The organism is Amycolatopsis orientalis DSM 40040 = KCTC 9412 (genome assembly GCF_000478275.1).
GTDB classification, from domain to species: domain Bacteria; phylum Actinomycetota; class Actinomycetes; order Mycobacteriales; family Pseudonocardiaceae; genus Amycolatopsis; species Amycolatopsis orientalis.
The window spans coordinates 393,593-417,805 of record NZ_ASJB01000080.1 but is presented as its reverse complement, the minus strand read 5'-3'; the positions used below and the strand labels follow the sequence as shown (position 1 = coordinate 417,805).

The 24,213-nt window shown below is 69.3% G+C and carries 25 protein-coding genes; 14 read left to right on the top strand and 11 right to left on the bottom strand.

The window, feature by feature from the left end; all coding sequences use genetic code 11:
* Positions 1 to 7: 7 nt before the first annotated feature.
* The 3 genes from L324_RS43920 to L324_RS29790 all read left to right on the top strand — a co-directional run bounded on the left by L324_RS43920 (position 8) and on the right by L324_RS29790 (position 1,318).
* Complete coding sequence (locus tag L324_RS43920) at positions 8 to 667, top strand: hypothetical protein (RefSeq protein ID WP_037316157.1); 660 nt, start codon at positions 8 to 10, stop codon at positions 665 to 667.
* A gap of 83 nt (positions 668 to 750) precedes the next feature.
* Positions 751 to 1,101, top strand: coding sequence for a GntR family transcriptional regulator (locus L324_RS29795; protein ID WP_037316154.1), 351 nt, complete (start codon positions 751 to 753; stop codon positions 1,099 to 1,101).
* A 28-nt stretch (positions 1,102 to 1,129) separates the two neighbouring features.
* Positions 1,130 to 1,318, top strand: coding sequence for a hypothetical protein (locus L324_RS29790; RefSeq protein WP_037316151.1), 189 nt, complete (start codon positions 1,130 to 1,132; stop codon positions 1,316 to 1,318).
* A 10-nt stretch (positions 1,319 to 1,328) separates the two neighbouring features.
* On the opposite strand, the gene L324_RS29785 is transcribed toward L324_RS29790, so the two are convergent.
* Positions 1,329 to 2,225: a DNA-3-methyladenine glycosylase family protein gene (locus L324_RS29785; RefSeq protein WP_037316148.1), complete on the bottom strand. Its 897-nt coding sequence runs from the start codon at positions 2,223 to 2,225 to the stop codon at positions 1,329 to 1,331.
* A gap of 96 nt (positions 2,226 to 2,321) precedes the next feature.
* Here L324_RS29785 and L324_RS29780 point away from each other — a divergent pair, with 96 nt between their 5' ends.
* Complete coding sequence (locus tag L324_RS29780) at positions 2,322 to 2,774, top strand: adenylyltransferase/cytidyltransferase family protein (RefSeq protein WP_037316628.1); 453 nt, start codon at positions 2,322 to 2,324, stop codon at positions 2,772 to 2,774.
* 149 nt (positions 2,775 to 2,923) lie between these two features.
* Positions 2,924 to 3,412 carry a hypothetical protein gene (locus L324_RS29775; RefSeq protein WP_037316146.1) on the top strand — a complete coding sequence of 163 codons (489 nt, stop codon included), beginning with the start codon at positions 2,924 to 2,926 and terminating at the stop codon, positions 3,410 to 3,412.
* An 83-nt stretch (positions 3,413 to 3,495) separates the two neighbouring features.
* Here L324_RS29775 and L324_RS29770 read toward each other — a convergent pair whose 3' ends face one another.
* Complete coding sequence (locus L324_RS29770; protein WP_037316143.1) at positions 3,496 to 4,536, bottom strand: serine hydrolase domain-containing protein; 1,041 nt, start codon at positions 4,534 to 4,536, stop codon at positions 3,496 to 3,498.
* Between the two features lie 58 nt (positions 4,537 to 4,594).
* Entirely contained in the window at positions 4,595 to 5,458 is an 864-nt protein-coding gene (locus L324_RS29765) for a glycosyltransferase family 2 protein (protein ID WP_173426415.1), read from the bottom strand.
* A 128-nt stretch (positions 5,459 to 5,586) separates the two neighbouring features.
* Here L324_RS29765 and L324_RS29760 point away from each other — a divergent pair, with 128 nt between their 5' ends.
* Complete coding sequence (locus L324_RS29760; RefSeq protein WP_037316140.1) at positions 5,587 to 6,120, top strand: hypothetical protein; 534 nt, start codon at positions 5,587 to 5,589, stop codon at positions 6,118 to 6,120.
* A 144-nt stretch (positions 6,121 to 6,264) separates the two neighbouring features.
* Here L324_RS29760 and L324_RS29755 read toward each other — a convergent pair whose 3' ends face one another.
* Positions 6,265 to 7,401 (bottom strand): glycosyltransferase family 4 protein, encoded by a 1,137-nt coding sequence (locus tag L324_RS29755; protein WP_037316136.1) that lies wholly within the window; start codon positions 7,399 to 7,401, stop codon positions 6,265 to 6,267.
* 40 nt (positions 7,402 to 7,441) lie between these two features.
* Positions 7,442 to 8,527, bottom strand: coding sequence for a glycosyltransferase family 4 protein (locus L324_RS29750; RefSeq protein ID WP_037316133.1), 1,086 nt, complete (start codon positions 8,525 to 8,527; stop codon positions 7,442 to 7,444).
* 19 nt (positions 8,528 to 8,546) lie between these two features.
* On the opposite strand from L324_RS29750, the gene L324_RS29745 reads away from it, so the two are divergent.
* The 3 genes from L324_RS29745 to L324_RS29735 are packed head-to-tail and all read left to right on the top strand — an operon-like array spanning position 8,547 to position 13,112.
* Positions 8,547 to 9,485 (top strand): glycosyltransferase family 2 protein, encoded by a 939-nt coding sequence (locus tag L324_RS29745; RefSeq protein WP_051174148.1) that lies wholly within the window; start codon positions 8,547 to 8,549, stop codon positions 9,483 to 9,485.
* 32 nt (positions 9,486 to 9,517) lie between these two features.
* Positions 9,518 to 12,031 carry a glycosyltransferase gene (locus tag L324_RS29740; protein WP_037316130.1) on the top strand — a complete coding sequence of 838 codons (2,514 nt, stop codon included), beginning with the start codon at positions 9,518 to 9,520 and terminating at the stop codon, positions 12,029 to 12,031.
* The gene (locus tag L324_RS29735) at positions 12,024 to 13,112 is read left to right on the top strand and encodes a glycosyltransferase family 4 protein (protein ID WP_037316127.1); all 1,089 of its coding nucleotides are present in this window, start codon (positions 12,024 to 12,026) and stop codon (positions 13,110 to 13,112) included. Before L324_RS29740 ends, L324_RS29735 begins: the two co-directional genes overlap by 8 nt.
* 103 nt (positions 13,113 to 13,215) lie before the next feature.
* On the opposite strand, the gene rfbD is transcribed toward L324_RS29735, so the two are convergent.
* A complete protein-coding gene (gene rfbD / locus L324_RS29730) occupies positions 13,216 to 14,091 on the bottom strand; it encodes a dTDP-4-dehydrorhamnose reductase (RefSeq protein WP_037316124.1) in 876 nt (291 codons plus the stop codon).
* A gap of 10 nt (positions 14,092 to 14,101) precedes the next feature.
* Positions 14,102 to 15,082: a dTDP-glucose 4,6-dehydratase gene (gene rfbB / locus L324_RS29725; RefSeq protein WP_037316120.1), complete on the bottom strand. Its 981-nt coding sequence runs from the start codon at positions 15,080 to 15,082 to the stop codon at positions 14,102 to 14,104.
* Between the two features lie 151 nt (positions 15,083 to 15,233).
* On the opposite strand from rfbB, the gene L324_RS29720 reads away from it, so the two are divergent.
* The 3 genes from L324_RS29720 to L324_RS29710 all read left to right on the top strand — a co-directional run bounded on the left by L324_RS29720 (position 15,234) and on the right by L324_RS29710 (position 18,886).
* A complete protein-coding gene (locus tag L324_RS29720; protein WP_037316118.1) occupies positions 15,234 to 16,763 on the top strand; it encodes an LCP family protein in 1,530 nt (509 codons plus the stop codon).
* 88 nt (positions 16,764 to 16,851) lie between these two features.
* Positions 16,852 to 18,168: an LCP family protein gene (locus L324_RS29715; protein WP_037316115.1), complete on the top strand. Its 1,317-nt coding sequence runs from the start codon at positions 16,852 to 16,854 to the stop codon at positions 18,166 to 18,168.
* 10 nt (positions 18,169 to 18,178) lie between these two features.
* Positions 18,179 to 18,886, top strand: coding sequence for a TIGR03089 family protein (locus L324_RS29710; protein WP_037316112.1), 708 nt, complete (start codon positions 18,179 to 18,181; stop codon positions 18,884 to 18,886).
* Positions 18,887 to 19,008: 122 nt separating this feature from the next.
* On the opposite strand, the gene L324_RS29705 is transcribed toward L324_RS29710, so the two are convergent.
* Complete coding sequence (locus L324_RS29705; RefSeq protein WP_037316109.1) at positions 19,009 to 19,434, bottom strand: DoxX family protein; 426 nt, start codon at positions 19,432 to 19,434, stop codon at positions 19,009 to 19,011.
* 172 nt (positions 19,435 to 19,606) lie between these two features.
* Here L324_RS29705 and L324_RS29700 point away from each other — a divergent pair, with 172 nt between their 5' ends.
* Positions 19,607 to 20,065 (top strand): hypothetical protein, encoded by a 459-nt coding sequence (locus L324_RS29700; RefSeq protein WP_037316106.1) that lies wholly within the window; start codon positions 19,607 to 19,609, stop codon positions 20,063 to 20,065.
* Here the strand turns inward: L324_RS29700 and L324_RS29695 are convergent.
* The gene (locus L324_RS29695; protein WP_037316103.1) at positions 20,013 to 20,441 is read right to left on the bottom strand and encodes a hypothetical protein; all 429 of its coding nucleotides are present in this window, start codon (positions 20,439 to 20,441) and stop codon (positions 20,013 to 20,015) included. The genes L324_RS29700 and L324_RS29695 overlap by 53 nt on opposite strands.
* A 269-nt stretch (positions 20,442 to 20,710) precedes the next feature.
* Positions 20,711 to 21,883, bottom strand: coding sequence for an acyl-CoA dehydrogenase family protein (locus L324_RS29690; protein WP_007031887.1), 1,173 nt, complete (start codon positions 21,881 to 21,883; stop codon positions 20,711 to 20,713).
* Positions 21,884 to 21,989: 106 nt separating this feature from the next.
* On the opposite strand from L324_RS29690, the gene L324_RS29685 reads away from it, so the two are divergent.
* Positions 21,990 to 23,639 (top strand): class I adenylate-forming enzyme family protein, encoded by a 1,650-nt coding sequence (locus L324_RS29685; protein WP_037316100.1) that lies wholly within the window; start codon positions 21,990 to 21,992, stop codon positions 23,637 to 23,639.
* A 70-nt stretch (positions 23,640 to 23,709) separates the two neighbouring features.
* Here the strand turns inward: L324_RS29685 and purE are convergent, their stop codons facing one another.
* Positions 23,710 to 24,207 (bottom strand): 5-(carboxyamino)imidazole ribonucleotide mutase, encoded by a 498-nt coding sequence (purE, locus tag L324_RS29680; RefSeq protein ID WP_037316097.1) that lies wholly within the window; start codon positions 24,205 to 24,207, stop codon positions 23,710 to 23,712.
* Positions 24,208 to 24,213 lie beyond the last annotated feature (6 nt).

The window sequence follows — 24,213 nt, the reverse complement described above, 5'->3', positions numbered from 1 at the left end:
AGGGGGAATGATGCTGACGACGCTGACGCCATACCTGGACCGGGTCCGGGTCCACAGCAGCGGTGACGGCGACGGCGCCGGCTGGGTCCTGCTGATCCTGGCGATCATCATTATCATCATCGTGATCGTGGTGATCATCGTGAAGGTCAACCAGGCGAAGAAGCCGCCGATGACCTTCCCGCAGAATCCGAACTTCGGTGGCGGCGGCCCGGCTCCGGGCTTCCCGCCTCCCCCGCCGCCCGCCGGCGGTCCGGCGCCGCAGGGCAACTGGCAGCAGCAGCCCGGTTTCCCGCCGCCGCAGCCCGGTTACGGTCAGGCGCCCGGCTTCCCGCCGCCTCCGGCCCCGGCTCCGGCGGGTTTCGCGCCGCCGCCCGGTGCTCCGGCACCCAGTCCGTTCGGTGCGCCCGGTATGGCTCAGCCGCCGATGCCCCAGCCCGGTTTCCCGCCGCCGCCCCCGCAGGCGGGCCCGCCGATCGACGGCAGCGCCGATCGCACCCAGGTCGTGTCCCGCCGGCAGCAGGCGGACGCCGGTGCCGATCGCACCCAGGTCGTCTCGCCCGCGAACGCCGACCGGACGCAGGTCGTCTCCCCGGCCGACGGCGACCGGACGCAGGTCGTACCCGGTGGCGCGGGTGACGCCACCCAGGTGGTCCCGCCCCGCCAGTAGCCCCGACTGTCCGTGAAGGCCTCCTTCCCTACCCTCAGGGTGGTGAAGGAGGCCTTCACGGCATTCCAGCAGGGAGAAACCGCATGGTCAGGGTCGACCCGAACTCCTCGGTCCCGCCGTTCGAACAGGTCCGCACCGCCTACGCGGCGCGGATCAACGACGGCACGCTGCCCGTCGGGGCGAAACTCCCGACCGTGCGGAAACTGGCCGAAGACCTCGGCATCGCCCCGAACACGGTCGCCAAGGCCTACCGGGAACTCGAAGAAGCGGGCCTGATCGAGACCCGCGGCCGGGCGGGGACGTTCGTCAGCGCCGTCGGCGACGAGACCCGCGAGCGGGCCAGGCAGGCGGCGGCCGACTACGCGGCGCTGACCAGGAAACTGGGTCTCGACCGCGACGAGGCCAAGGCGATCGTCGACGCCGCGCTCGGCTGAATCCCAGGCCGGCCGTTAGTCTCTCGGCATGGTCTTCCTTTTGGTGCTGGTGGTCGGCTTCCTGGTCCTGGCCGGGGTCGGGGTCGGGATCTTCTTCCTCGTGAAGTCGAACAGCAAACCGCGGCCGCCCGCCCTGCCCCACCACCAGTATCCGCAGCAGCCGCCGCAGTACCCGAGCCAGCAGCAGCCCTATCCGCCGCAGGGCTGGGGAAACTAGGGCGACCTGGTCACATGGCGCGGTAGTCGCGGAGTTCGATCTTCGGGCCGAACCGGGGACGGCGGAATCCGGCCGTCGCCAGGTAGCGCACCGCGCGCTGCCGCTGCGGCGAGTACGGCGCCAGCACCTCCGACATCCCGGCGTCGTCGAGTTTCGTGCCGACGAGCGCGTGCCCGACCATCGACGGGATGTTGTAGTCCCCGAAGCTCACCGCGTCCGGGTCGCCCCAGGCCCGCTGCGCGATCTCCGCGGCGGTCCACACGCCGATGCCGGAGACCTTCCGCAGCCAGGCCCGGCCCTCGACGCCCTTCAGCTCGACGGCCTTTTCGAGCCGGGGCGCGACGCGGGCGGCGTTGAGCAGCGTCGTCCGCCTTTTCAGGTCCACCCCGGCGCGATGCCATTTCCAGTCCACAATGGACCTGATGGCGACGGGCGTCGGCGGCACCCGCAGCCGGGACGGCCCCGGACCAGGCGCCTGCTCGCCGAACCAGCGGCACAGTTCACCCCACGACCGCAGCGCCTCCGCGCTGGTCACCTTCTGCTCCAGCACGGCGAGCACCAGCGCGTCCCACACCCGGCCGGTCGAACCGAGCCGCAGCCCCGGATTGCGCCGCCGCGCCGACGCGATCACGTCGTGATGCGCCACGAATTCGGAGTCGTCGTCGTGCGCGCCCAGCATCGCCGGGACGCCGTCGAGCAGCCTCTCCGCGCCGGGCCCCCACGCCTCGGCCTCGATCTCGCCGTCCGAGCGCCGCAGCAGCGCGATCGTGCCCGCGCCGTCGGCGGTGTTGGCGGCCAGCCAGGTGACCCCGCCCTCGGTGCGGACGAGGTTGGGCGAACGCGACCCACGGCTCAGCGGACCCAGCACCGTGTCCAGGTCGAGTTCGTAGCCGGGGCGGAACAGCACGCGTCGAACCTACCCGGCACTCGGCTAGGGTTACGCCCGGCATTCCCGACGCTAAGCTGATGACCCCGCGAACGTAAGCCTATGGAGGACTGGACGATGACCGAGCGACCGGCGAAGGCCTCGATCGTCAGTGGGTACTTCAACCCGCTCCACCAGGGTCATCTCGACCTGTTCGAGGACGCGCAGGCCCGGTCCGGCTACCTCATCGTCATCGTCAACAACGATCACCAGCAGGTCCTCAAGAAGGGCAGGGTGATCCAGACCGAGGACATCCGCGCCCGGATCGTCCGCGCGCTGCGGGTCGTCGACGACGTGTACATCGCCGTCGAGCAGGGGCCGGGCATCGACAAGTCGTTCGACCTGATCCGCGAGGCGTACCCCGACACGGAACTGGAGTTCTGCAACGGCGGCGACCGGCGCAGTGTCGACGACGTGCCCGCGGACGAGATCGAGGCGAGCGCCCGCAACGGCATCTCGTTGCACTACGGCATCGGCGGCACGGACAAGGCGGACTCCAGCACCCGGATCCTTTCGGACATGGAAGCCTGAGCCCCGGGAGCGGTACCGCTCGTCACACCGAGATTTGTCGGACGACGTTTGCGGGTCTACTGACGGCGACCGCTCCGAGGGCCTACCCTGGACACCACACAGTCGGCCCTGAACCCAGAGGGCCCCAGGTCAGTCGGGAGGCCTAGGGGATGGACCCCCGTGCTCGGGCGGACGCCTTGCTCGCACGTGCCAGCGCGCGTGGAGCCTTCGTCGTGACACCGGACAACGCGACGTCGCCGATGGACTCCGCGAACACACAGCAGATCCCCCGATCGGTGGTCGCGGAGATCGACCGTTCTTCGGACCCGGACACCACCACTCAGCTACCGGCCTCGCTGATCGCGGAGAACGATCACCACCTGGCCGGCGCGGAGCCGACGACGCGGCTGGACGTGGCACCGGTGACGCGGCCGCAGCCGTATCCCCGGCAGCCCGGCGCCCAGCCGACGCGGCCGATGCCCCAGGCGACGACCCCGCTCACCCGCAGGCCGCCCGCCTCTCCGGTGCAGAGCCCGCTGGTCGAGCGGCCGGAGCAGGAGCAGGAGACGGCCGAAAACGAGATCGGCGGCTTGGTGCCGACGGTCAAGCAGAACCCCTCGGGGCGGTCGAACCTTTCGCGGCGGCTGGACGGCATCTAGCCCCCTCGCGCGTGCCATGAAAGGTCCTTTCCTTGCAAAATTTGCAAGGAAAGGACCTTTCATGGCGTTTCGGGGAACCCACCTCAAGAAGCGCGGATCACCCGGTCGATCTCCTTGATCGCCGCGCCCCCGCCGTACGTGGCATTGGACAGCAGCGCGACATCCAGCCCCTTACCCGGATAGTGCCGCGCGAGTGAGCAGACCCCGACGTTCCCGCCGTCCTTGTAGTAGTTCCACACCGAACCGTCCGGCTCCAGGACGAATTCGAGGCCGAAGCCGTACCAAACGCCACTGCTGTGAAGTACTTGCGGCGTGAGGAACTCCTTCGTGCGCTCCGGTGACAGGAGCCGTTCCTCACGGATCGCGCGCAGTAACCGGACGAGATCACCGACCGTGCAGTACGCACCCCCATCGGGTGAACCGATCGGCGGATAGCTGAAGATGTTCTGCTTCCAGCCGGTGATCCGCTCGCCGTCGAGGATCGGGTCCCAGCCCTCGGCGACCCTCGGCCGCGGATCACGCCGGTCGAAGAACCCCGAGTCGGTCATCCCCGCGCGGTCGAGCACGGCCTCCCGGACGTGGTCGCGATACGGCCTCCCGGTGATCTCCTCGATCACCAGCCCGGCGAGGACGTACCCCGAGTTGCAATACCGGCAGCCCGCACCGGGCGCGAAATTCGGGGCCCGGTAAGCGAAATTGGGCAGGTGATCGCGTGTGTTCACGACCGAGTACACCGGCTTGTCGACCCACAGCGCCTCGTAGCTTTCGCCCGCTTCCTCGTCGGCGTCGTCGGCGATCCCGGACGTATGCGTCAGCAGGTGCCGCGTCGTCGCGCCGGGCGCGATCGCCGTGCCGCCGAGGTCGATGATCTCGCCGATCGGGCGGTCGATGTCCAGCCGTCCCTCGTCGGCAAGGCGCAGCGCGGCGATCGCGGTGAGGACCTTGGTGACCGACGCGGTGTCGTACCGGACGTCCGGCGCGTTCGGCACCGACCAGCGGCGGCTGGCCAGGCCGTAACCGCGCTCGAACAGCGTCTCGTCCCCGCGCCGGATCAGCACGACCCCGGAGAAGCGGTCCTCGGCGGCGCGGCCGGTCAGCCAGGTGTCCAGTTCGGCGAAGTCCATGCGCCGACGGTAACGAGGGCCGGGCGCCGAGTCGCGCGAGTTCCGGTGGCCGGAACGGCTACTTCTTGCGCGTCTCGAGCTTGAGCCGCAACGCGAGTCCGGCCTTCACCGCGAGCATGACCGGCTTCCACAGCAGACCGCGGTGGCGGTCCGCGAGGTAGCGGTACGCACTGTCGTGGTGCACGCGCAGCATCTTCTCCGAAGCCTGCGAAGTCGAGTGCCCGCCGATGTGCATGACGCTGGACGAAGGCGCGTACACGTTCAGCCAGCCCGCGCGCGACAGACGTTCGCCGAGGTCGACGTCCTCGAAGTACATGAAGTAGCGCGTGTCGAAACCGTCGACCGAGTCGAAGGCCTCGCGGCGGAACAGCTGGCAGGACCCCGAAAGCCAGCCCGCCGTGCGCTCGACCGGGGTGCCGGTCTCCTGGCGGTACTGGCGCGTCCACGGGTTGCCCGGCCAGATCTTGCCGAACACCGCGTGCCCGATCCCGCGGCCGAACGACGGCAGCAGCCGGGCCGACGGGTAGACGGTGCCGTCGAGATCGTGGATGAGCGGACCGAACGCGCCACCGCGCGGCCAGCGCTCGGCGACCTCCAGCAGCGCGTCGAGCGAACCGGGCTCCCATTCGAGGTCCGGGTTCACCACGACGACCCAGCCGTAGCTGTCGTCGAGTTCCGCGACGCCGCGGTTGGCGGCCGTGCCGTAACCGACGTTCTCGCCGATGCTGAGCAGCTTGACGTTCTCGCGGCGGGCGGCCTTCTCCGGCGCGCCGTCCGTCGAGGCGTTGTCGGCGACGACGACCTGGACGTCCCGGTCCGTCGCCTTCTCGAGCGTGTCGAGGAACTTCTCGAGGGTTTCGCCGGGGAAGTACGTCACGGTCACGACGGCGAGCCCGTCGCCGTAGCTGGGGTGCTCAGTCACGCGGCCATTGTCCACCCGTCACCGAACGCGACTCCGGCCCCCACCCCTGGGCATCCCGCCTTGCGCGTTGGCAACAGAGAGTACTCACCCAACTGCGTTACGCAAACACCGCCGGGCAGAATGAACCGATGCCCGTGCACGCCTTCATCGACGAATCGGTGCGCGACCAGCGCTACCTCTTGTGCATGACGCTGGTCGCCCCGGCTCAGCTCGCACCCTCAAGACGAGAACTGAACGCGTTATTGCTGCCTGGGGCACGGGAGCTGCATTTCAAGAAGGAGAAGGAACCTCGCCGAAGGCTGCTGATCGATCGCATAGCCGCGCTGGAAGCCACGGCGACCATCTACCTGGGTTCGTGCACCCGGAAAACGGAAGAAAACACCCGGCAGAAATGCCTCGAACGCGCAGTCACCGATTTGCTGGCCAAGAGTGCTCACCGGCTGGTCCTCGACTCTCGGGATCATCGCGATATCCACGACCGCAAGACCCTGCAGCGAGCCCTCGGCTATCGCCCGTCCAAAACCGAACTCACCTACGAGCATCTGAACTCGACGAGTGAGCCTCTGCTTTGGATTTCCGACGCTGCCGGATGGTGCTTCGGCGCAGGCGGCGATTGGCGCCGGAGAGCGACGCCGCTGATCGAATCGATCGTCGAGGTATGAACAGCGAAAAGCCCGCGAGACGACCGTCCGGACGCGTCACGGGCTTTCATACTCGGCCCCACCGGGGCCTCGCATCGATAACTGTACCCCACCACCTCGTGAGTGGTAATGACGGTTCTAACCGTCATTACCACTCACGAGGACTCAGCCGGCCCGCCGTCGCGCGTGCCGGTGCCAAGCCTTCGCGTAGGCCTCCCGGTGCCGCTCCGCGGTCGTCGCCCACGAGAACTCCTTCGCCCGGCGCTGCGCCGCCTCGGCCAGTTCCGCCCGCCGTGACGGATCGTCGAGCAGTTCCGAGATCGCCGCCGCGACGTCCCCGGCACCGACACCGCAATAGGCGACCGCGTCCCCGCCGACCTCCGGCAGCGAGAGCCGCCGCGTCGTGAGCACGGCCGCGCCGCAGGCCATCGCCTCCAGCACCGGCAGCCCGAACCCCTCGCCGAGGCTCGGGTAGGCGACCAGTTCGGAACCGCCGAGGAACCCGGCCAGCGTGTCGAACGGCAGATAACCGGCCCGGATCACCCGCAGCCGGTGCGGCACGGCGTCCAGCGCGCGCTCGACCTGCGAATCCCAGCCCGGCTGCCCGGCCAGCACCAGCGCGGGCGGATTGGGCCTGCCGGTGACGGCGTGCGCGAAACCGCGGATCAGCGCGGGTACGTTCTTGCGCGGTTCCAGCGCGCCGAGGAAAGCCACGTACGGCGTCTTACCGAGCCCGACGGCCTTACGCGCGGCCTCGATCTCGACGGGCGAAGGCGGATGAAACCGGTCCGGCTCGACACCGTGATGGATGATCTCCAGCTCGGCCGTCCGTACCTGGCCGACCCGCTCCAGCTCGGTCGCCGTCGCGATGCTCGGCACGATGCACAGCGTCGCGCGGCGAAGCGCCGTCGCGGTCCAGGCACGGAAGAACCGCGCTTTCACCGAAGAATGCAGGACCGCGTCGGTGAAGAAGGTCGCGTCGTGCAGTGTCACCACCGAAGCGGCCGGGCTGGCCAGAGGCATCGTGTAGTGCGGCGAGTGGACGACGTCGGCGGCGAGCCGCCGGACCAGCCGGGGCAGGGTCGCCTGCTCCCAGGTCAGCCGCGCCGTCCGGGTCGAAGTCGACGGGGAGGTGGGCACGATCCGCGCCCCGGGCGCCAGCCGGTCGTACAGCACCGCGTCCCGCGGCTGGCAGACGACGGTGATCCGCGCGCCGTCCGCGTCCAGCGCCGCGACCAGCGAATCCACGTAACGACCGACGCCACCTCTGTCCGCGGGGACGGCGGTCGCGTCGATCAGCACGCGAGGGTCATCGGTCACCCTTGCAGGGTACGGCGGCGCACTAGCCCCGCGGTGGGGAACCGACAAACTCCCCGCGCTGGTGAAGGCCCCACACGGCCTCTGCCGCGCGTCGCCAGCTGAACTCACTCGAACGGCTGAGACCGCCATCACGCAGCGCAGCCGCCTGCTCCGGATGGCCTAGTACGTCTTCAAGGGCCTTGGCAAGCGCTTGCGCGTCACCCACGGGTACGACGACGCCCGCTCCCCCGGCCACCTCGACCAACGCCGGGACGTCCGAGTGCACCACCGGCACCCCGGCCGCCATCGCCTCGATCAGCGGCAGCCCGAATCCCTCGGCCCGGCTCGGCATCGCCAGCACCGACGCTCCCCGCAACGCGAACGCCAGTTCCGCATCGCTCACCTTCCCCAGCAGCCGGACGTCGGCGCCGTGCTCGCGCGCCGACGCGAGCGGATCGATCCCACCCCAGCCGGGCTGCCCGGCCAGCACCAGCGGCACCCCGATCCGGCCGACGGCCTCGATCAGCACGTCGACGCCCTTGCGCGGCTCGATCGTCCCGATCGCGAGGACGTACTTCTCGGGCAGCTCGATCTCGACCGGCTCCGGCAGCGGCCGGACCCCGTGCGGGATCACGCTCACCGGCACCGAAACCGGTACCAGCCCGGCGAGTTCGTCCGCGACCGCCCGCGTCGGCACGGTCAGCGCGGTCGCCGTACGGGCGGCCCGCGCGATCACCGCCTTGTGCCACGCGACCCCGCGCGGCGTCAGCGTCTCGGGATGCGTCCACGGCACGGTGTCGTGCACCGCGACCGAGAGCGTCCGCCCCTTCGGCACCCTGGCGGGCGCGAGCGGCGTCGGCGCGTGGACCGCGTCGCCGCCCGGCCACCACGGCAGGCCCAGCTGCCAGGCCGCGATCAGCGCTCTCGGCGGAATCGGCAGCACTCGCGGCCCCTCGACACCTTCGACCACCGCGCCCTCGACGTGAGCGTGCCGCGCGACCACGCTCGACACCGTCCAGCCCGGCGGCGCGGTCTCCGCGAGCGCCCGCAGCAGCTCACCGGTGTAGCGACCGGTCCCGCCGGGGACGGGCGCCAGCAGTTGCTCGGCGAGCACGACCAGTTCGGGCATGGTCTCTATTCTCTCTGGCATGACCGACGCCGAGCCGAGCACCACCGTCGTCGTGGTCACCTGGCGCGGCGCCGCGCACATCACCGCCTGCCTCGACGCGCTCGCCGCGCAGTCCCGCCCCCACCGGACCCTGGTCGTCGACAACGCCTCGGACGACGGGACGGCCGCGCTCCTCGCCGCGCATCCGTCGAAGCCCGCGGTGCTCCGGCTGCGGCGCAACACCGGTTACGCGGGCGCCATGGCCGCCGCACTGGACAAAGTGGACACTCCGCTGATGGCCTGGCTGAACGACGACGCCGCACCGGCCCCGGACTGGCTCGCGACCTGCGAAGACACCCTCGCCGAAGCTCCGCTCGCCGCGGCCGTGAGCGCCCGGCTGACGCGGGCCGACGGGACCGTCCAGTCCACCGGTGTCCGCCTCACCGCGGACGGCCACGGCGCCGACCTGCCCGAATCCGCCGACGAGGTCTTCGGCTTCTGCGGCGGCGCGGCCGTCCTGAACGTCGAGGCGCTCCGCTCCGTCGGCGGTGTCCCGGCCTCCTACTTCTGCTACTACGAGGACACCGACACCGCGTGGCGCCTGAGGCTGGCGGGCTGGGACGTCGTCAGCGCCGACGCCGACGTCGTCCACCGGCATGGCGCGAGTACGCGGCCGGGTTCGGTCCGGTTCCACCTGTGGAACGAACGCAATCGCCTGCTCACACTGCTCCGGTGTGCGCCGGGACAGGTGGCCGTCCGGCAGCTGGTGAAGTTCGCCCTCCTCACGGCGGTACTTCCCCTCCGAGGACTCCGTCGAAACAAGAAAGCGGCGGCGCCGAACTTCCGTCCGAGCCTCCGGTGCCGGGTACTGGGCGCGGTCGCCGTCCGCCTGCCGCGCACGCTGGTCGAGCGGCGGGCCATCGGGCGGCGCGCGGCGCTCGGCCGAGGCGCGGTCTGGGACGCGTGGGCGGGCAATTAAGCTTGCGACAATCGAGTGCAGGGAGTACGGCTTTGGCGCAGGGGGAAACGCAACCGGTCGTCTCGGTGATCGTGGTGAACTATCACGGAGCCGCCGACACCATCACCTGCCTGCGCGCGCTCGCTGAACACGATTACCCGAACCTCGAGGTCATCTGCGTCGACAACGCCTCCGGCGGCTCCGACGTGGCCGAGATCAAGGCCGCCGTCCCGGGCGTCAAGCTCGTCGAGTCGCCGGTGAACTCCGGCTTCGCGGGCGGCTGCAACCTCGGCGCCGCGCACGCCACCGGCACCGTCCTCGCCTTCCTCAACAACGACGCCCGCCCGGCACCGGGCTGGGTGCGCGCGGCCGTCACCGAACTGCGCGCCCAGCCGACGGTCGCCGCGGTGGCCAGCAAGGTCCTCGACTGGGACGGCACCGGCACCGACTTCGTCGACGCGGGCCTGACCTGGTTCGGCATGGGCTACAAACGTCACGCCGGCAGCCCGCTGGCCGACGTCCCTGCCGCCGAGCACGAGATCGCCAAGGACGTCCTGTTCGCCACCGGTTCGGCGATGTTCGTCCGCGCCGGGGTGTTCGCCGAACTCGGCGGCTTCGACGAGCGGTTCTTCATGTTCTACGAGGACGTCGACCTCGGGTGGCGCCTCAACCTGCGCGGGTGGCGCGTCCGGTACGTGCCGGAGTCGCTGACTTACCACAAGCACCACGCCACGATGTCCACAGTGGACGCCCCCGACTCCGGCCGGGAGACGTTCCTGCTGGAGCGTAACGCCTTGGCGGCGCTGTACAAGAACCTCTCCGACGAAACGCTGGCGCGTGCGCTGCCCGCCGCACTGGCGCTGGCCGTCCGCCGGGCGACCGCGCGCGGCGACCTCGACGCGACCCGGTTCGACCTCGCCAAGGGCGTCGGCCCGGCCGAGACCGGCCCGGTCGAGGTACCGCGGACGACGCTGGCGGGTGTACTGGCGATCGACCAGTTCGTCGAGCTGCTGCCGTCGCTGGCCGAGTCGCGCGCCGCCGAGCAGGCCGCCCGCGTCCGTACCGACGCCGATCTGCTTCCCTTGCTGCGCAAGGCCTTGGAGCCCGCGTACCCGCTGCCGCGTTACCTCGCCGCGCACGAGATCCTGGTCGAGACCTTCGGCATCGACGCGCTCTTCGGACAGCGCCGCAAGATCCTGGTGATCACCGGGGACGCGATCACCGAGCGGATGGCGGGCCCGGCGATCCGCGCGTGGAACATCTCCGCGACGCTGGCCACCGAACACGACGTCCACCTGGTGACGGTCAACCCGCTCGCGGACCCGCCACCCGCGCCGTTCCGGGTCGGCGCGGCGACGAGGCGTGAGCTGGAGGCCCCGATCGCGTGGGCCGACATCGTCATCCTGCAGGGGCACGTGCTGGAACTCGCGCCCGCGCTCAAGAAGCAGTACGCGCACAAGATCGTCGTCGCGGATCTTTACGACCCGATGCACCTGGAGCTGCTCGAACAGGGCAAGGGCGTCGCCGACGACAAGCGCGCGAAGGACCTCATCGGGGTCACCAAGGTCCTCGACGCGCAGCTCGAACGCGGCGACTTCTTCCTGTGCGCGTCGGAACGGCAGCGTCATTTCTGGCTCGGTCACCTCGCCGCGATGGGCAGGCTCTCGCCGCGGCTCTACGACGCCGACCCGACCACGCAGTCGCTGCTCTCGGTCGTCCCGTTCGGCCTGTCGCCGCAGGCCCCGGTCCGCACCGGCCCCGGCCTGCGGTCCACTGTGGACGGCATCGGCGAGACCGACCACGTGGTGCTGTGGGCGGGCGGGGTCTACAGCTGGTTCGACCCGCTCACCCTGGTCCGCGCGATCGAGAAGCTGCGACAGCGCCGCGGCGACGTCCGCCTGGTGTTCCTCGGGATGAAGCATCCCAACCCCGAGGTCACCGAGATGGACATCGGCGCGCGCACGATGCTGCTGTCCGACACGCTCGGGCTGACCGGCAAGCACGTGTTCTTCAACCAGCAGTGGGTGCCGTTCGAGGAGCGCCAGAACTGGCTACTGGACGCGAATTGCGGTGTCACCACGCATTACGAGCACGTCGAGACGACGTTCGCCTTCCGCACCCGGGTGCTGGACTACCTGTGGGCCGGGCTGCCGATCGTCACCACCGACGGCGACTCGTTCGCCGATCTGGTCCGCGAGGAGCGGCTCGGCGTCGTCGTCCCGGCCGAGGATGTCGACGCACTGGCCGACGCGCTGGAAAAGGCGTTGTACGACGAGGAGTTCGCGGCGGGCTGCGTCGAGCGGATCGCCGCCGTCGCCCAGCGCTACGCCTGGCCGGAGGCGCTGAAACCGCTCGTGGAGTTCTGCCGGAACCCGCGCCCCGCGGCGGACAGACTGCCCGGCACGGACGATCTCGTCGTCACCGAACCGGTGCGGGGCAAGGAAATGCTGCGCCGCGACGTGGACCTGATCCGCGAGTACCTCGCCGACGGCGGGCCGAAGGAACTCGTGCGGCGCGTCGGCGGCCGGGTCGTCAAGGTCGCCAAGCAGAGGCTCGGCCGTGGCTGACCGTCCGTTGCGCGTCCTGCTCGACGGGACCCCGCTGCTCGGTGCCAGGACTGGTATCGGCCGCTACACCGTCGCCCTGTCCGAAGAACTCGCCTCGATGTCCGAAGTGGACACCCGCGCGGTCGCGTTCACGTTGCGCGGCTGGCGGCGGCTGCGGCACGTGCTCCCGCACGGCGTCCGGGCCCGCGGGATGCCGGTGGCGGCGCGGTTGCTGCGCAAGGCGTGGCTGCGGTCGCAACTGCCGCCGGTGGAACTGTTCGCCGGGCCGACGGACGTCGTGCACGGCACGAACTTCGTCCTGCCGGGACGGTTCCGCGCGGCGGGCGTGGTGACGATCCACGATCTGGCCTTTTTGGACGCTCCGGAAGAACTCGCGCCGAGCGATCACGAACTGCCGCAGCTGGTCCGCCGCGGCGCCCGGCTCTCCGACGTGATCTGCACGCCGACCAACGCCGTCGCCGACCGGATCGCCGAACGGCTCGACGTGGACCGCCGCAAGATCGTGGTCACCCCGCTCGGGGTGAACCCGGCGTGGTTCACCGCGCGGCCGCCCGACAAGGAACGCCGCAGGGAACTCGGGCTGCCGGACAAGTACCTGCTCTTCGCCGGTGCTCCCGGGCCTCGCAAGGGTCTGCACTGGCTCCAGCAGGCTCACGAAGCCGCGCCGGACCTGCCGGATCTGGTGTTCGCCGGACCGGGCTCGTTCTCGGTGGGCTCGCGTTCGCGGCACCTCGGCTACCTCTCCGACGTCAACCTGCGGACGGTCGTCGCCGGGGCGAGCGCGCTGGTGCTGCCGTCCCGCGACGAGGGCTTCGGGCTCCCGGTGCTGGAAGCGATGGCGTCGGACGTCCCCGTGGTGTGCACGGACATCCCGGCGCTGCGCGAGGTCGCCGGGAACTGCGCGAGCCTGGTGCCCTACGAGGACGTCGACGGGCTCGTGGAGGCCCTTCGGATCGCCGTCAGCGACCCGCACGCCGTCGCCACCTCGGCCACGCGCCGCGCCCACGTCGCGAACTTCACCTGGCGCGCGTGCGCCGAACTCACCGTCGCCGCCTACCGCCAAGCCAGCACACAGCACTGACCCCCGCATTTCGTCCTCTCGATGCGGTAGTTCGCACTACGCACTACCGCATCCAGAGGACGAAATGCGGTAGTCCGGAACGCGAACCACCGCATCCAGAGGCCTAAACGCGAGAGAAGTAGGCCTTGAGCGCCTCGGTCCAGTCGCGAAGGGGCGTGAGACCGGCCTCGCGCCATGAGGCGTTCGACAGCACGCCGTACGCCGGACGGGCCGCCGGACGTGGGAATTCCGCCGTCGTGCAGGGCTTGATCCGCGCCGGATCCGCGCCGAGTTCCGCGAAGATCGCCCGCGCGAACCCGCACCACGTCGTCGATCCGCCACCCGTGCAGTGCAGCACCCGCCGCGACGGCCCCTCACCCGCGACCACGCGTCCGGCCAGCTCCAGCAAACCGGCGGCGAGGTCACGGGACCAGGTCGGCGCGCCGGTCTGATCATCCACAACGGACAGTTCTTCGCGCTCCTTCTCCAGGCGCGTCATGGTCTTCACGAAATTCGACCCGGTCTCGCCGTACACCCAGGACGTCCGCACGATCCAGGAACGCGCCCCGGATCCGAGCACGGCGTCCTCACCGGCCGCCTTCGTCCTGCCGTAGGCGTTGAGCGGCCCCAGCAGATCATCGGTCTCGTACGGCGAAGTCGCGTCTCCGGCGAAGACGTAGTCCGTCGACACGTGGATGAGCGGCACTCCGCGCGACGAGCACGCCGCGGCGAGCACCCGGGGGCCGTCGGCGTTCACCGCGAAGGCCCGTTCCTCATCGGTTTCCGCCGCGTCCACCGCGGTGTAGGCGGCGGCGTTGATCACGACCGGCGACGTCCCCGCCGCACGGGCCCGGTCCGCCAGTTCGGTCACCGCGGCGATGACCTGCCCGGTGTCGCGCACGTTCAGCTCCGCCGAAGACGGCGTCGCGGCGTCCGGCGCCAACGCGGCGATGTCGTGGCCCAGCTGGCCGGATCCACCCGGCACGAGAATGCTCAGCACCCTTGCTCCCTTATGCCGAACGGTTCTTCAGCGGCTCCCACCAGGACCGGTTCTCCGCGTACCAGGCGACGGTTTCCGCCAGACCGTCCTCAAAGGACACCTGGGGCGCGTAGCCGAGTTCCTGCGAGATCTTGGTGATGTCGACCGAGTACCGGCGGTCGTGCCCCTTGCGGTCCTCGACCGGCTCGACCGACTCCCAGTCGGCCCCGACGGCGGTCAGCAGCCGCTCGGTCAGCCCGCGGTTGGTCAGTTCCGTACCGCCGCCGATGTTGTAGACCTCGCCCGGCCTGCCACCGTCGGCGACGAACTGGATGCCGCGACAGTGATCGTCCACGTGCAGCCAGTCACGCACGTTGAGCCCGTCGCCGTACAGCGGGACCTTCTTGCCGTCGAGCAGGTTGGTCACGAAGAGGGGAATGACCTTCTCCGGGAATTGGTACGGACCGTAGTTGTTCGAGCACCTGGTGACACAGACGGGCAGTCCGTGGGTACGGAAGAAGGAACGTGCCAACAGATCCGAGGAAGCCTTCGACGCCGAGTACGGCGAATTCGGCTCCAGCGCGTGGTCTTCGGCCCAGGAACCCTCCTCGATGGAGCCGTAGACCTCGTCGGTGGACACGTGCACGAACTTCCCGACCTCGGCCTCGAGCGCGCCCTGCAACAGGGTCTGCGTGCCGAGCACGTTGGTCAGCACGAAGTCGGCGGCACCGGTGATCGAACGGTCCACATGGGACTCGGCGGCGAAGTGGACGACCAGGTCGATCCCCCGCATCAGCTCGCTGACCAGGGCGGCGTCACAGATGTCGCCCTTCTCGAACCGGTAGCGCGGGCTCTTGCTCACCGTCGCCAGGTTCGCCTCGTTGCCCGCGTACGTCAGCTTGTCGAGCACGACGACCTCGGCGTCGGCCAGCGACGGATACGCCCCTGTCAGCACCTGCCGGACGTAATGCGAACCGATGAATCCGGCACCCCCGGTGACCAGCACCCGCATCCCGCGATCCTCCTTGTACGACTTCCCGGACCCGGCGAGTGTGTCACGACCGGGGCAACCTTCCACCAGCCTACGGACGTCTAACACGAGGATCAGTAGAGTTGTATCCGAGGCACACGTGTGCCCTGGGGAGATTCGTGGAGGACCGCACGTGACCGAGTGGCCCGGGCCACCCATTCCGGCGCGCCGTGGCGGCTTCGTGGTGTTCGCCCGTCGCGGGGTGAAGGTCGTCCTCAGCCTGATCTCGATCACCGTCCTGGCGCTGACCTGGTGGGGCTGGCAGCTCCTCGGCGACCAGGCGCAGGGCTTCGCCACGACGAACCTCTTCGAGGACAACGGCCACCCGCCGGCGAAACCGCTGGACGGCGCGATCGACATCCTGCTCGTCGGCCAGGACAGCCGCACCGACGCGCAGGGCAACCCGCTGCCGCGCGAGGTCCTCGACATGCTCCACGCGGGCAACTCCGACGGCGAGCGCCAGACCGACACGATGATCCTGGTGCACATCCCCCAGAACGGCGAGAAGGCGATCGCGATCTCCTTCCCCCGCGACTCGTGGGTCGAGATCACCGGCGGCTTCGGCAAGCACAAGCTCAACAGCGCGTACGTGTATGCCTATAACGACACGTCGAAGACACTGCAGCAGCAGGGCAACTTCGACCTCAAGGACGTCGACGCCAAGGCCAAGGACGCCGGCCGCAAGAACCTGATCGCGACGCTGGAGAAGTTCATCGGCAAGCCGAAGATGATCGACCGGTACGCCGAGGTGAACCTGTCGAGCTTCTACGAGATCACCAAGGCGATCGGCGGCGTCGAGGTCTGCCTCAACGGCCCGGTCAAGGAGCGGAAGTCCGGTGTCGACCTGCCCGCCGGACGGCAGTCCGTCGAGGGCGTCCAGGCGCTCGCGTTCGTCCGCCAGCGGTACGACCTGCAGAACGGCGACCTCGACCGGATCGCGCGGCAACAGGCCTTCCTGTCCGGGCTGGCGAACAAGGTCCTCTCGTCGGACGTCCTGACCAATCCGGCGAAGATCTCGAGCCTGATCGAAGCGGTGAAGAAGTCGGTCGTGCTGTCGGCGGGCTGGGACCTGCCGGAGTTCGCCGCGCAGATGCGCGGGCTGACCAGCGGAAACGTCGAGTTCCACACGATCCCGACCCAGGGCGACGCGATCATCGGCGGCGCCGCCGTGCTCCGGGTGGATCCGGCGCAGGTGCAGGCCGAGGTCAACCGCCTGACCTCCGACGGGCAGACGGCGCCCACCCAGACCCCGGCCACCCTGCCGGGCGCGGAGAAGGTGACCGTCGAGCTGTTCGACGGGTCGGGTTCGCCCACGCTGGCCACCGATACCCGGAACCTCTTGCAGGGCAAGGGTTTCAAACTCGCGGCCGACACCAAGCTCAGCACGCGCAACTCCACGGTCATCCGCTACGCGCCGGGTGACGACGACGCGCTCGCCCTGATCAAGCAGTTCTTCGGCACCGCGGTGCAGGCCGAGGCGGATCGCGATGTCGCCCCCGGCAAGGTGCGGGTCCTGCTCGGCAAGGACTTCAAGGGCACGGCCACGGCGCCGTCCACGACGTCGACCCCGACGGCCCCGTCGAAGCCTGCTCAGCCACCGTCCAGCGCTCCGGCCCCCACCACGACGCCGATCGTCGCGGGCAATGTGCCCTGCGTCAATTAATCTCCGGGTACTCAGCGTGGCCGACCTTCCGGTGGCCTAGCCTTCTCCTACGATCGGACCTACGGGCAGCCAAGGGGGGTGAACAGGGATGGACAGCGAGGACAAGGACATCGGCGAACGTCCGGACACATCGGACGCCGAAGAGCCGAAGCCGGAAGAGGACACCGAATCGAACACCGAGAGTAACGAAGAGGCTCGGTTCGTCCCGACGCCGTACCCGCGGAATCCGCTCCCCCAGCCGTCCACCCCGCCCGAAGACGAATCGGTCTCGGGTGTACTCGCCGTACCCGAGCGCCGGCTGCGCCGCGCCGGCCGGATCACCCGCCGGATCGCACTCGGGCTCGTGTCTTTGCTCGCCCTCAGCACCACGGGGTACGCGTACGTCACCAAGGACCAGTTGCAGAACAACGTCCCCACGACGAACGCCCTGAGCAAGGCCGACGACCCCGCCGCGCCGCCCGCCGACGACGGCGCGACCGACATCCTCCTGGTCGGCAGCGACGCGCGCACCGACGCGCAGGGCAACCCGCTGCCGCTGAGGGTGCTCAAGGAGCTGCGCACCGAGGAGAAGCCGGGCGTCAACACCGACACCATCATCATCCTGCGCATCCCGAAGAACGGCGGGAAACCGTCCGGCGTCTCGCTCCCGCGCGACACCTGGACCGACATCCCCGGGCGCGGCAAGAACAAGATCAATTCCGCGTACGGCGTCGCGAAGGCCAACTACGCGAACGCGCATCGCGGCGAGTCCGACCAGGCGAAACTCGAACGCGACTCCGACCAGGAGGGCCGCCGGGCACTGGTCCAGACCGTGCAGGACCTGACGCAGATCCGCATCGACCACTACGCCGAGGTCAACCTGCTCGGGTTCTACCTGCTGACGGAGGCGCTGGGCGGGGTCAAGGTCTGCCTGAACCACTCCACAGAGGACAAGGACTCCGGCGCGAACTTCCGGCGCGGTGAACAGGTCGTCTCGGGCGGCGAGGCGCTTTCGTTCGTGCGCCAGCGGAAGAACCTGCCGCGGGGCGACCTCGACCGCATCGTGCGGCAGCAGGCCTTCCTGTCTTCGGCGCTGAACCAGGTGCTTTCGGCGGGCACGCTGACCAGTCCGTCGACGATGAGCGGCCTGATGGACGTCGTGCGCCGGTCGATCGTCCTGGACGAGGGTCTCGACCTGCTGGACTTCGCGCAGCAGGCGAAGGGCATCGCGTCGGGCGACCTGACGTTCACGACCATCCCAGTGGTGAACATCAACGGCCGCAGCGAAGACGGCCAGAGCATCGTCGAGATCGACCCCGCCGCCGTGCGGACCTTCGTCTCCGGCCTGGTGGGCCGGGGCGGTGGCGGCGGCGCCGCCGGTGCCGCTCCGCTGCTCGCCGCGTCGAGCGTTCCCTGCGTGAACTAGCGTTGGGGGCGTGAGCCTCACCGAACTGCTGCTGCGGCCCGTGCTCGGGTCGCCCGCGAAACCGCTGATCACGCACTACGACGACAAGCAGGGCAGCCGGGTCGAGCTGTCCGTGGCGACCACGGTGAACTGGGCCGCCAAGACGGCGAACTGGCTGGTCGAGGAGTTCGACGTCGAACCGGGCGACGAGGTGGCCGTGGTGCTGCCGTCGCATTGGCAGACCGCCGGTGTCCTGCTGGGCGCGTGGTGGTGCGGTGCCAGGGTGGTGACGGAGACCGCGGGCGCGCGGGTGGCGTTCATCGCGCCGGACGGCGTTTCCGACGCGGCCGCGACCGCCGTCGTCTCGCTGCACCCGATGGGCCTCGGGCTGCCCGCCGGTTCCGTACCCGACGGGGCTTTGGACTACTTGACCGAGGCCCGGCTTGCGGGCGACCAGTTCAGTCCCCTGTTCCCCGTGCCCGGCGACACTCCCGCACTCGGTTCATCCACTGTGGACGAAGTACTCGCCGAAGCCCGATCGAGGGCCGCCGATTTGGGACTGTCCGCAGAGGACCGCGTGCTGTCCACTGTGGAATGGACCGGCACCGACGGCATCCTCGCCGGATTCCTGACCCCGCTGGCGGCCGGTGCGCATCTGGTCCAGATCACGGACGCGGATCCGGCCAAGCTGTCGGCCCGGCGCGAAGCCGAGCGGACGACCGCGGACCTTCCAGCCTGAAGTGTCACGGGCTGAAGGGGCCTTTCCTCTCATCTCATGCGGCGAAGGGCGCTTTCCCCGCATGCGATGCGGGGAAAGCGCCCTTCAGCCCGGCTAGACCCAGACCGCGGTCCGTGAAGAGGTCAGGCGTCCTGAAGCTGCTTCGCCTCACGCTTGCGTCCGAAGAGCACGTGGTCGAGCGAGAGCTTCCCGGCGTTGAAGCCGAGCGCCAGTCCGGCCACCGCCAGGACGAGGACCAGCTCGTAACCGCCCTGACCGGTCAAGCCGTTGTCGAGGTGCACCGAGAGCAGAGCACCGACGGAGACCACGACGAAGCCGAGGCCCACCAGCGGCGTCAGGAAACCGACGATGAACAAGATGGCTCCCACGATCTCCACCGCGATCGCGAAGATCGCCGCCAGCGTAGGCAGCGGGATTCCTGTCTGCTCGAAGAACTTCGCGGTGCCGTCGATCCCGTTATCCCACTTCTGCAGGCCGTGGGCGAGGAACACCACACCGACCCCGATCCGGCCCAGCAGGAGGGCGACATCCTTGAAACGAGCGAACATCGGGTATCAGCTTTCTGATCGGTGAATATTCAACTTACCCGGATCACGGTAGGGCACCGGGCGCCCCGGACGGCACCTCCGGAGCGTGATCGACAGGTATCCGACAGGAACCGAACCCGGTCGGCGGCATCTCCTTCACGTTATCCCCGCCCCGACAGGCAGAATCTGCTCTGTGAGGGATGAACGTCTGACCGGCATGTGGACGGATGAGATCCTGCATCCGGGTAGCGTCGAGTCCGTCGATCTGGTGTTCCGCCGCGACGGCTCAGGATGGCTCTACTGGTCGAGCTGGAGCACCGAGTTCGCGGTGTCCCGCTTCACTTGGGCGACGCTCACGCCGGGCGAATTGGCCTTCGAGTTCCACCGCACCCTCGGCGGGACTTGGGCGAACGACGACGGCGTCCTGCGCCACGACGTCGAGTCCGACGAGAAGGAAGAATCCTTGATCGAGACCGGCTACACGATCGCGCCCGGCGAGGCGCCGTACAACACGCCGGTGACCCTGCTCGCGCTGGCTCACCCGCTGACCGAGCACCTGGCGGGCGCGCGGTTCGCGTGGGTCGAGAAGCCGGATTCGCTCAGCGATCCGTCCGCCGGTGCTCCGCGGCCAGACCCGTCCAGCCACCGCTGACCGCCAGCACTTCGAGCACCCGCTCAGCGTGCTCGGCGAAACCGGCCAGATCCGCGTGCAGCAAAGCGATCCGCTCGGCCTCGAGCGGGACCTCGTCGTCGGCCCACAACTCGATCACCGGACTGGCGGTGAACACGAGGAATTGGATGATGCGGATGAACTCCTCGGACGGCTCGGCCACCGCCTTGCGGTAACCCGTCTCGATCTCGTCGCAGGCCGCGACCAGCTCGCGCAACGGCCTCACCACGTCGGCCGCCGTCCCGTCCCACGCGGCCGACGGCCACGTGCGATCCCCGAGTTCGAGCCATAACCGCCAACCGGCGATCAGCTCGTCCTCGTCGTGCGGTGTCCACGACACCGGAGCGGACCAGAACATCCTTCGAGAGTGACAGGGTCCGCGCTTGATCGCCGCCCCTCCGTGAAGCATCTCACCGAAGCCCGATCTCACACCCGCATTTCGTCCTCTGAATGCGGTGGTTCGTGTCTCCAACTACCGCGTTTCGTCCTCTGAATGCGATAGTTGCTCGCGCAAGCACCGCGTTTCGTCCTCTAAATGCGGAGTCTTCGGCGCCGGAAACGCAGTGAAGGCCCCCTTCGCTGCGTCTATCGCAATGAAGGGGGCCTTCACGTACTTGGCCGAGGGCGTCAGCCCTTGAGCAGGGCGCGCGCCATGACCATGCGCTGGATCTGGTTGGTGCCTTCGTAGATCTGGGTGATCTTCGCGTCGCGCATCATGCGCTCCACCGGGAAGTCGCGCGTGTAGCCCGCGCCACCGAAAAGCTGCACGGCGTCCGTCGTCACCGACATCGCGATGTCCGACGCGTACGCCTTCGCGGCCGCGGCCATGTAGCCGCCGCGCTTGTCGCCGCGCTCGGTCGCCGCGGCGGAGGCGTAGACGAGGTTGCGGGCGGCCTCGATCTTGATGCCCATGTCGGCCAGCATGAACTGGACGCCCTGGAACTCCGAGATCGACTTGCCGAACTGCTTGCGCTCCTTGACGTACGCGATCGACGCGTCGAGGGCGCCCTGCGCGATGCCCAGCGCCTGCGCGCCGATGGTCGGGCGGGTGTGGTCGAGGGTGCGCAGCGCGGTCTTCAGGCCGGTGCCGGGCTCGCCGATGATGCGGTCTGCCGGGATGGTGCAGTTCTCGAAGTGGATCTCGCGGGTCGGCGAACCCTTGATGCCGAGTTTCCGCTCCTTCGAGCCGACGGTGAAGCCGGGGTCGTCCTTGTGGACGACGAACGCGGAGATGCCGTTGGCCTTCTTCTCGGCGTTGGGGTCGGTCACCGCCATCACGGTGTACCAGGACGATTCACCCGCGTTGGTGATCCAGCACTTGGTGCCGTTCAGCACCCAGTGGTCGCCATCGAGCTTCGCGCGGGTGCGCATAGACGCGGTGTCCGAGCCTGCTTCGCGCTCCGAAAGCGCGTACGACGCCGAGGTCTCACCAGAGGCGATCGACGGCAGAACAAGCTTCTTGAGGTCTTCCGACGCGGAAAGAATGATCGGCTGGGTGCCCAGCTTGTTGACCGCCGGGATGAGCGACGCCGACGCGTCGACGCGCGCGACCTCTTCGATCACGATGCAGGCGCCGATGGCGTCCGCGCCCTGGCCGTCGTAGGCCTCGCCGATGTGGACGGCGTTGAAACCCGACTTGACCAGTGCGTTGTACGCCTCGATCGGGTAGCGCTCGTTCTCGTCGACCTCGGCCGCGTACGGCTCGATCTCCTTCTCTGCCAGCGCACGGACCGCGGCCCGCAGCTCTTCGTGCTCCTCGGCAAGCTGGTACAGACCCGGGCCGTCAGACACCTTCGTCACCTCTTCGTAACCGCGAATGGGAGTTTGACCGATGTTAGCGCTCGTTCACATCGTGCGACATCGCGAGCGCTTGTGTCTTTGGCCGCAAAGTCCGTACGTTCGGGTGATGCAGCTCACTCAGCTTCCCAGGTCGCTCGACTATCCCGAGGTCCCGGTCGGCTCGATTCTCGCCGGCGCCGCTGCTCGCTGGGGCTCCCGCACGGCCTTCGCCCACGGAGACCAGAGCCTCACCTTCGCCGAAACGTTCAGCGCGGCCTGCAGGTTCGCGAACGCGCTGCGCGCCGAGGGCATCGGCCGGGGCGACGTCGTCGCGCTCCACTTGCCGAACTGCCTGGCGTACCCGGTCGCGTACTACGGAACACTGCTCGCGGGCGCCACCTTCACCCCGGCGAATCCCCTGCTCCCGCCGGAGGACCTCGCCTTCCAGCTCGCCGACGCCGGTGCGGTCGCGGCCGTCACCGTCGGCCCCGTCGCGCGGGTGCTCGCTTCGATCCGTGACCGGACGTCGGTACGGCTGAGCATCGTCGTGCACCCACCCGAGACAACGGGCGAGGACGAAGTCGAGTTCACGAAGTTCTACGCCGATCACCCGGACGAGCGACCGGACGTGGAGATCGACATCTATCGCGACCTGGCCCATCTGGCGTACACCGGCGGCACGACCGGTCGGTCGAAAGGCGTTTGCCTGCCGCATCGGAACGTCGTGGTCAACAGCCTGCAGAGTTCCTGCTGGCGGCTGGGCGCGGTCCCGGCGGTCGACGGTTCGGGAGAGGTGATCGTCGAACAGCTCGGCGGCCCGGACGAGTGGCCCGCCCGGATCGGCACGGGGATCGCCCTCAACCTGACGCCGTGGTTCCACGCGATGGGCACCATCGCCGCGCTCAACGTTCCCCTGCTCGACGGCGGCACGATCGTCCTGCACGACCGCTTCGACCCGGCCGCGTACGTGGCCGACGCCGAGATGCTGCGGGTCACCACCATCGGCGGCGCGCCCGCGTTGTTCGCGGCGCTGCTCGCCTGCCCGGCGTTCCACACGGCCGACCTGTCGTCGGTGCTGACCATCGGCTCCGGCGCGGCGCCGATGAACCACGAGATGATCCGCGCGCTGCAGAACCGCTTCCCCGGCGTGATCATCACCGAGGGCTACGGCCTCACCGAGGTCACCATGGGCGCGGTCATCGCCCCGTCCGCCCGGTCCGCCGAGCGGAAGGTCGGCTCGGTCGGCCTGCCCCTGCCCGACACCGAGATCAAGATCGTCCCGGCCGAAGGCGGCGAGGATCCCTTGCCCGCCGGGGAACGCGGCGAGGTGTGCCTGCGCGGCCCGCAGGTGATGATCGGCTATCACCAGCGTCCGGAGGAGACCGTGGCCGCGCTCGTCGACGGCTGGCTGCACACCGGCGACATCGGCGTCCTCGACGAGGACGGTTACCTGTCCATTGTGGACCGCAAGAAGGACATGCTGCTGTACAAGGGATACAACGTCTTCCCTCGCGAACTCGAAGAGCTGCTGATCACCCTGCCCGGCGTCGCGGCGGCGGCCGTCGTCGGCAAGCCGGACACCGAGGTCGGCGAACTGCCGGTCGCGTTCGTGGTCCGTAACGACGAGAACGTCACGGCGGAGCAGCTCATGGAGGCGGTGGGCGCCCGGGTGCTGCCGTACAAACGACTGCGGGCGGTCCATTTCGTCGACCAGATCCCGGTGTCGGCCGCCGGGAAGGTGCTCAAGCGGGAACTCCGTAAGCAACTCGCCGACTGAATCTCCCGCGGTTCGTCCTCTAAATGCGGTGATTCGACCCCGAACTACCGCATCCAGAGGACGAAATGCGTCAGCCTTCGACGCGTTTGCGCAGGGCCGCGTCCTTGTCCAGCACCAGCTGCTCGAGATCCGCCTGGAACCGGGCCATCTTCGCCTGCAGTCCCTCGTCGGAAGCGGCGAGGATCCGCACCGCGAGCAGACCGGCGTTCCGTGCCCCACCAACGGAAACCGTCGCGACAGGAACCCCGGCCGGCATCTGCACGATCGACAGCAGGGAGTCCATGCCGTCGAGGTACTTCAGCGGCACCGGCACGCCGATCACCGGCAGCACCGTCGCCGACGCGACCATGCCCGGCAGGTGCGCGGCTCCGCCGGCACCCGCGATGATCACGCGTACGCCGCGCGAAGCGGCCGACGTCGCGTAGTCGAGCATCCGCTGCGGAGTGCGGTGCGCCGAGTAGACGCCGACCTCGTATTCGACGCCGAACTCGGCCAGCGCCTGCCCGGCCGCCTCCATCGTCGGCCAGTCCGAGTCGCTGCCCATGATCACGCCCACCTGCGGCGCCATGCTCAC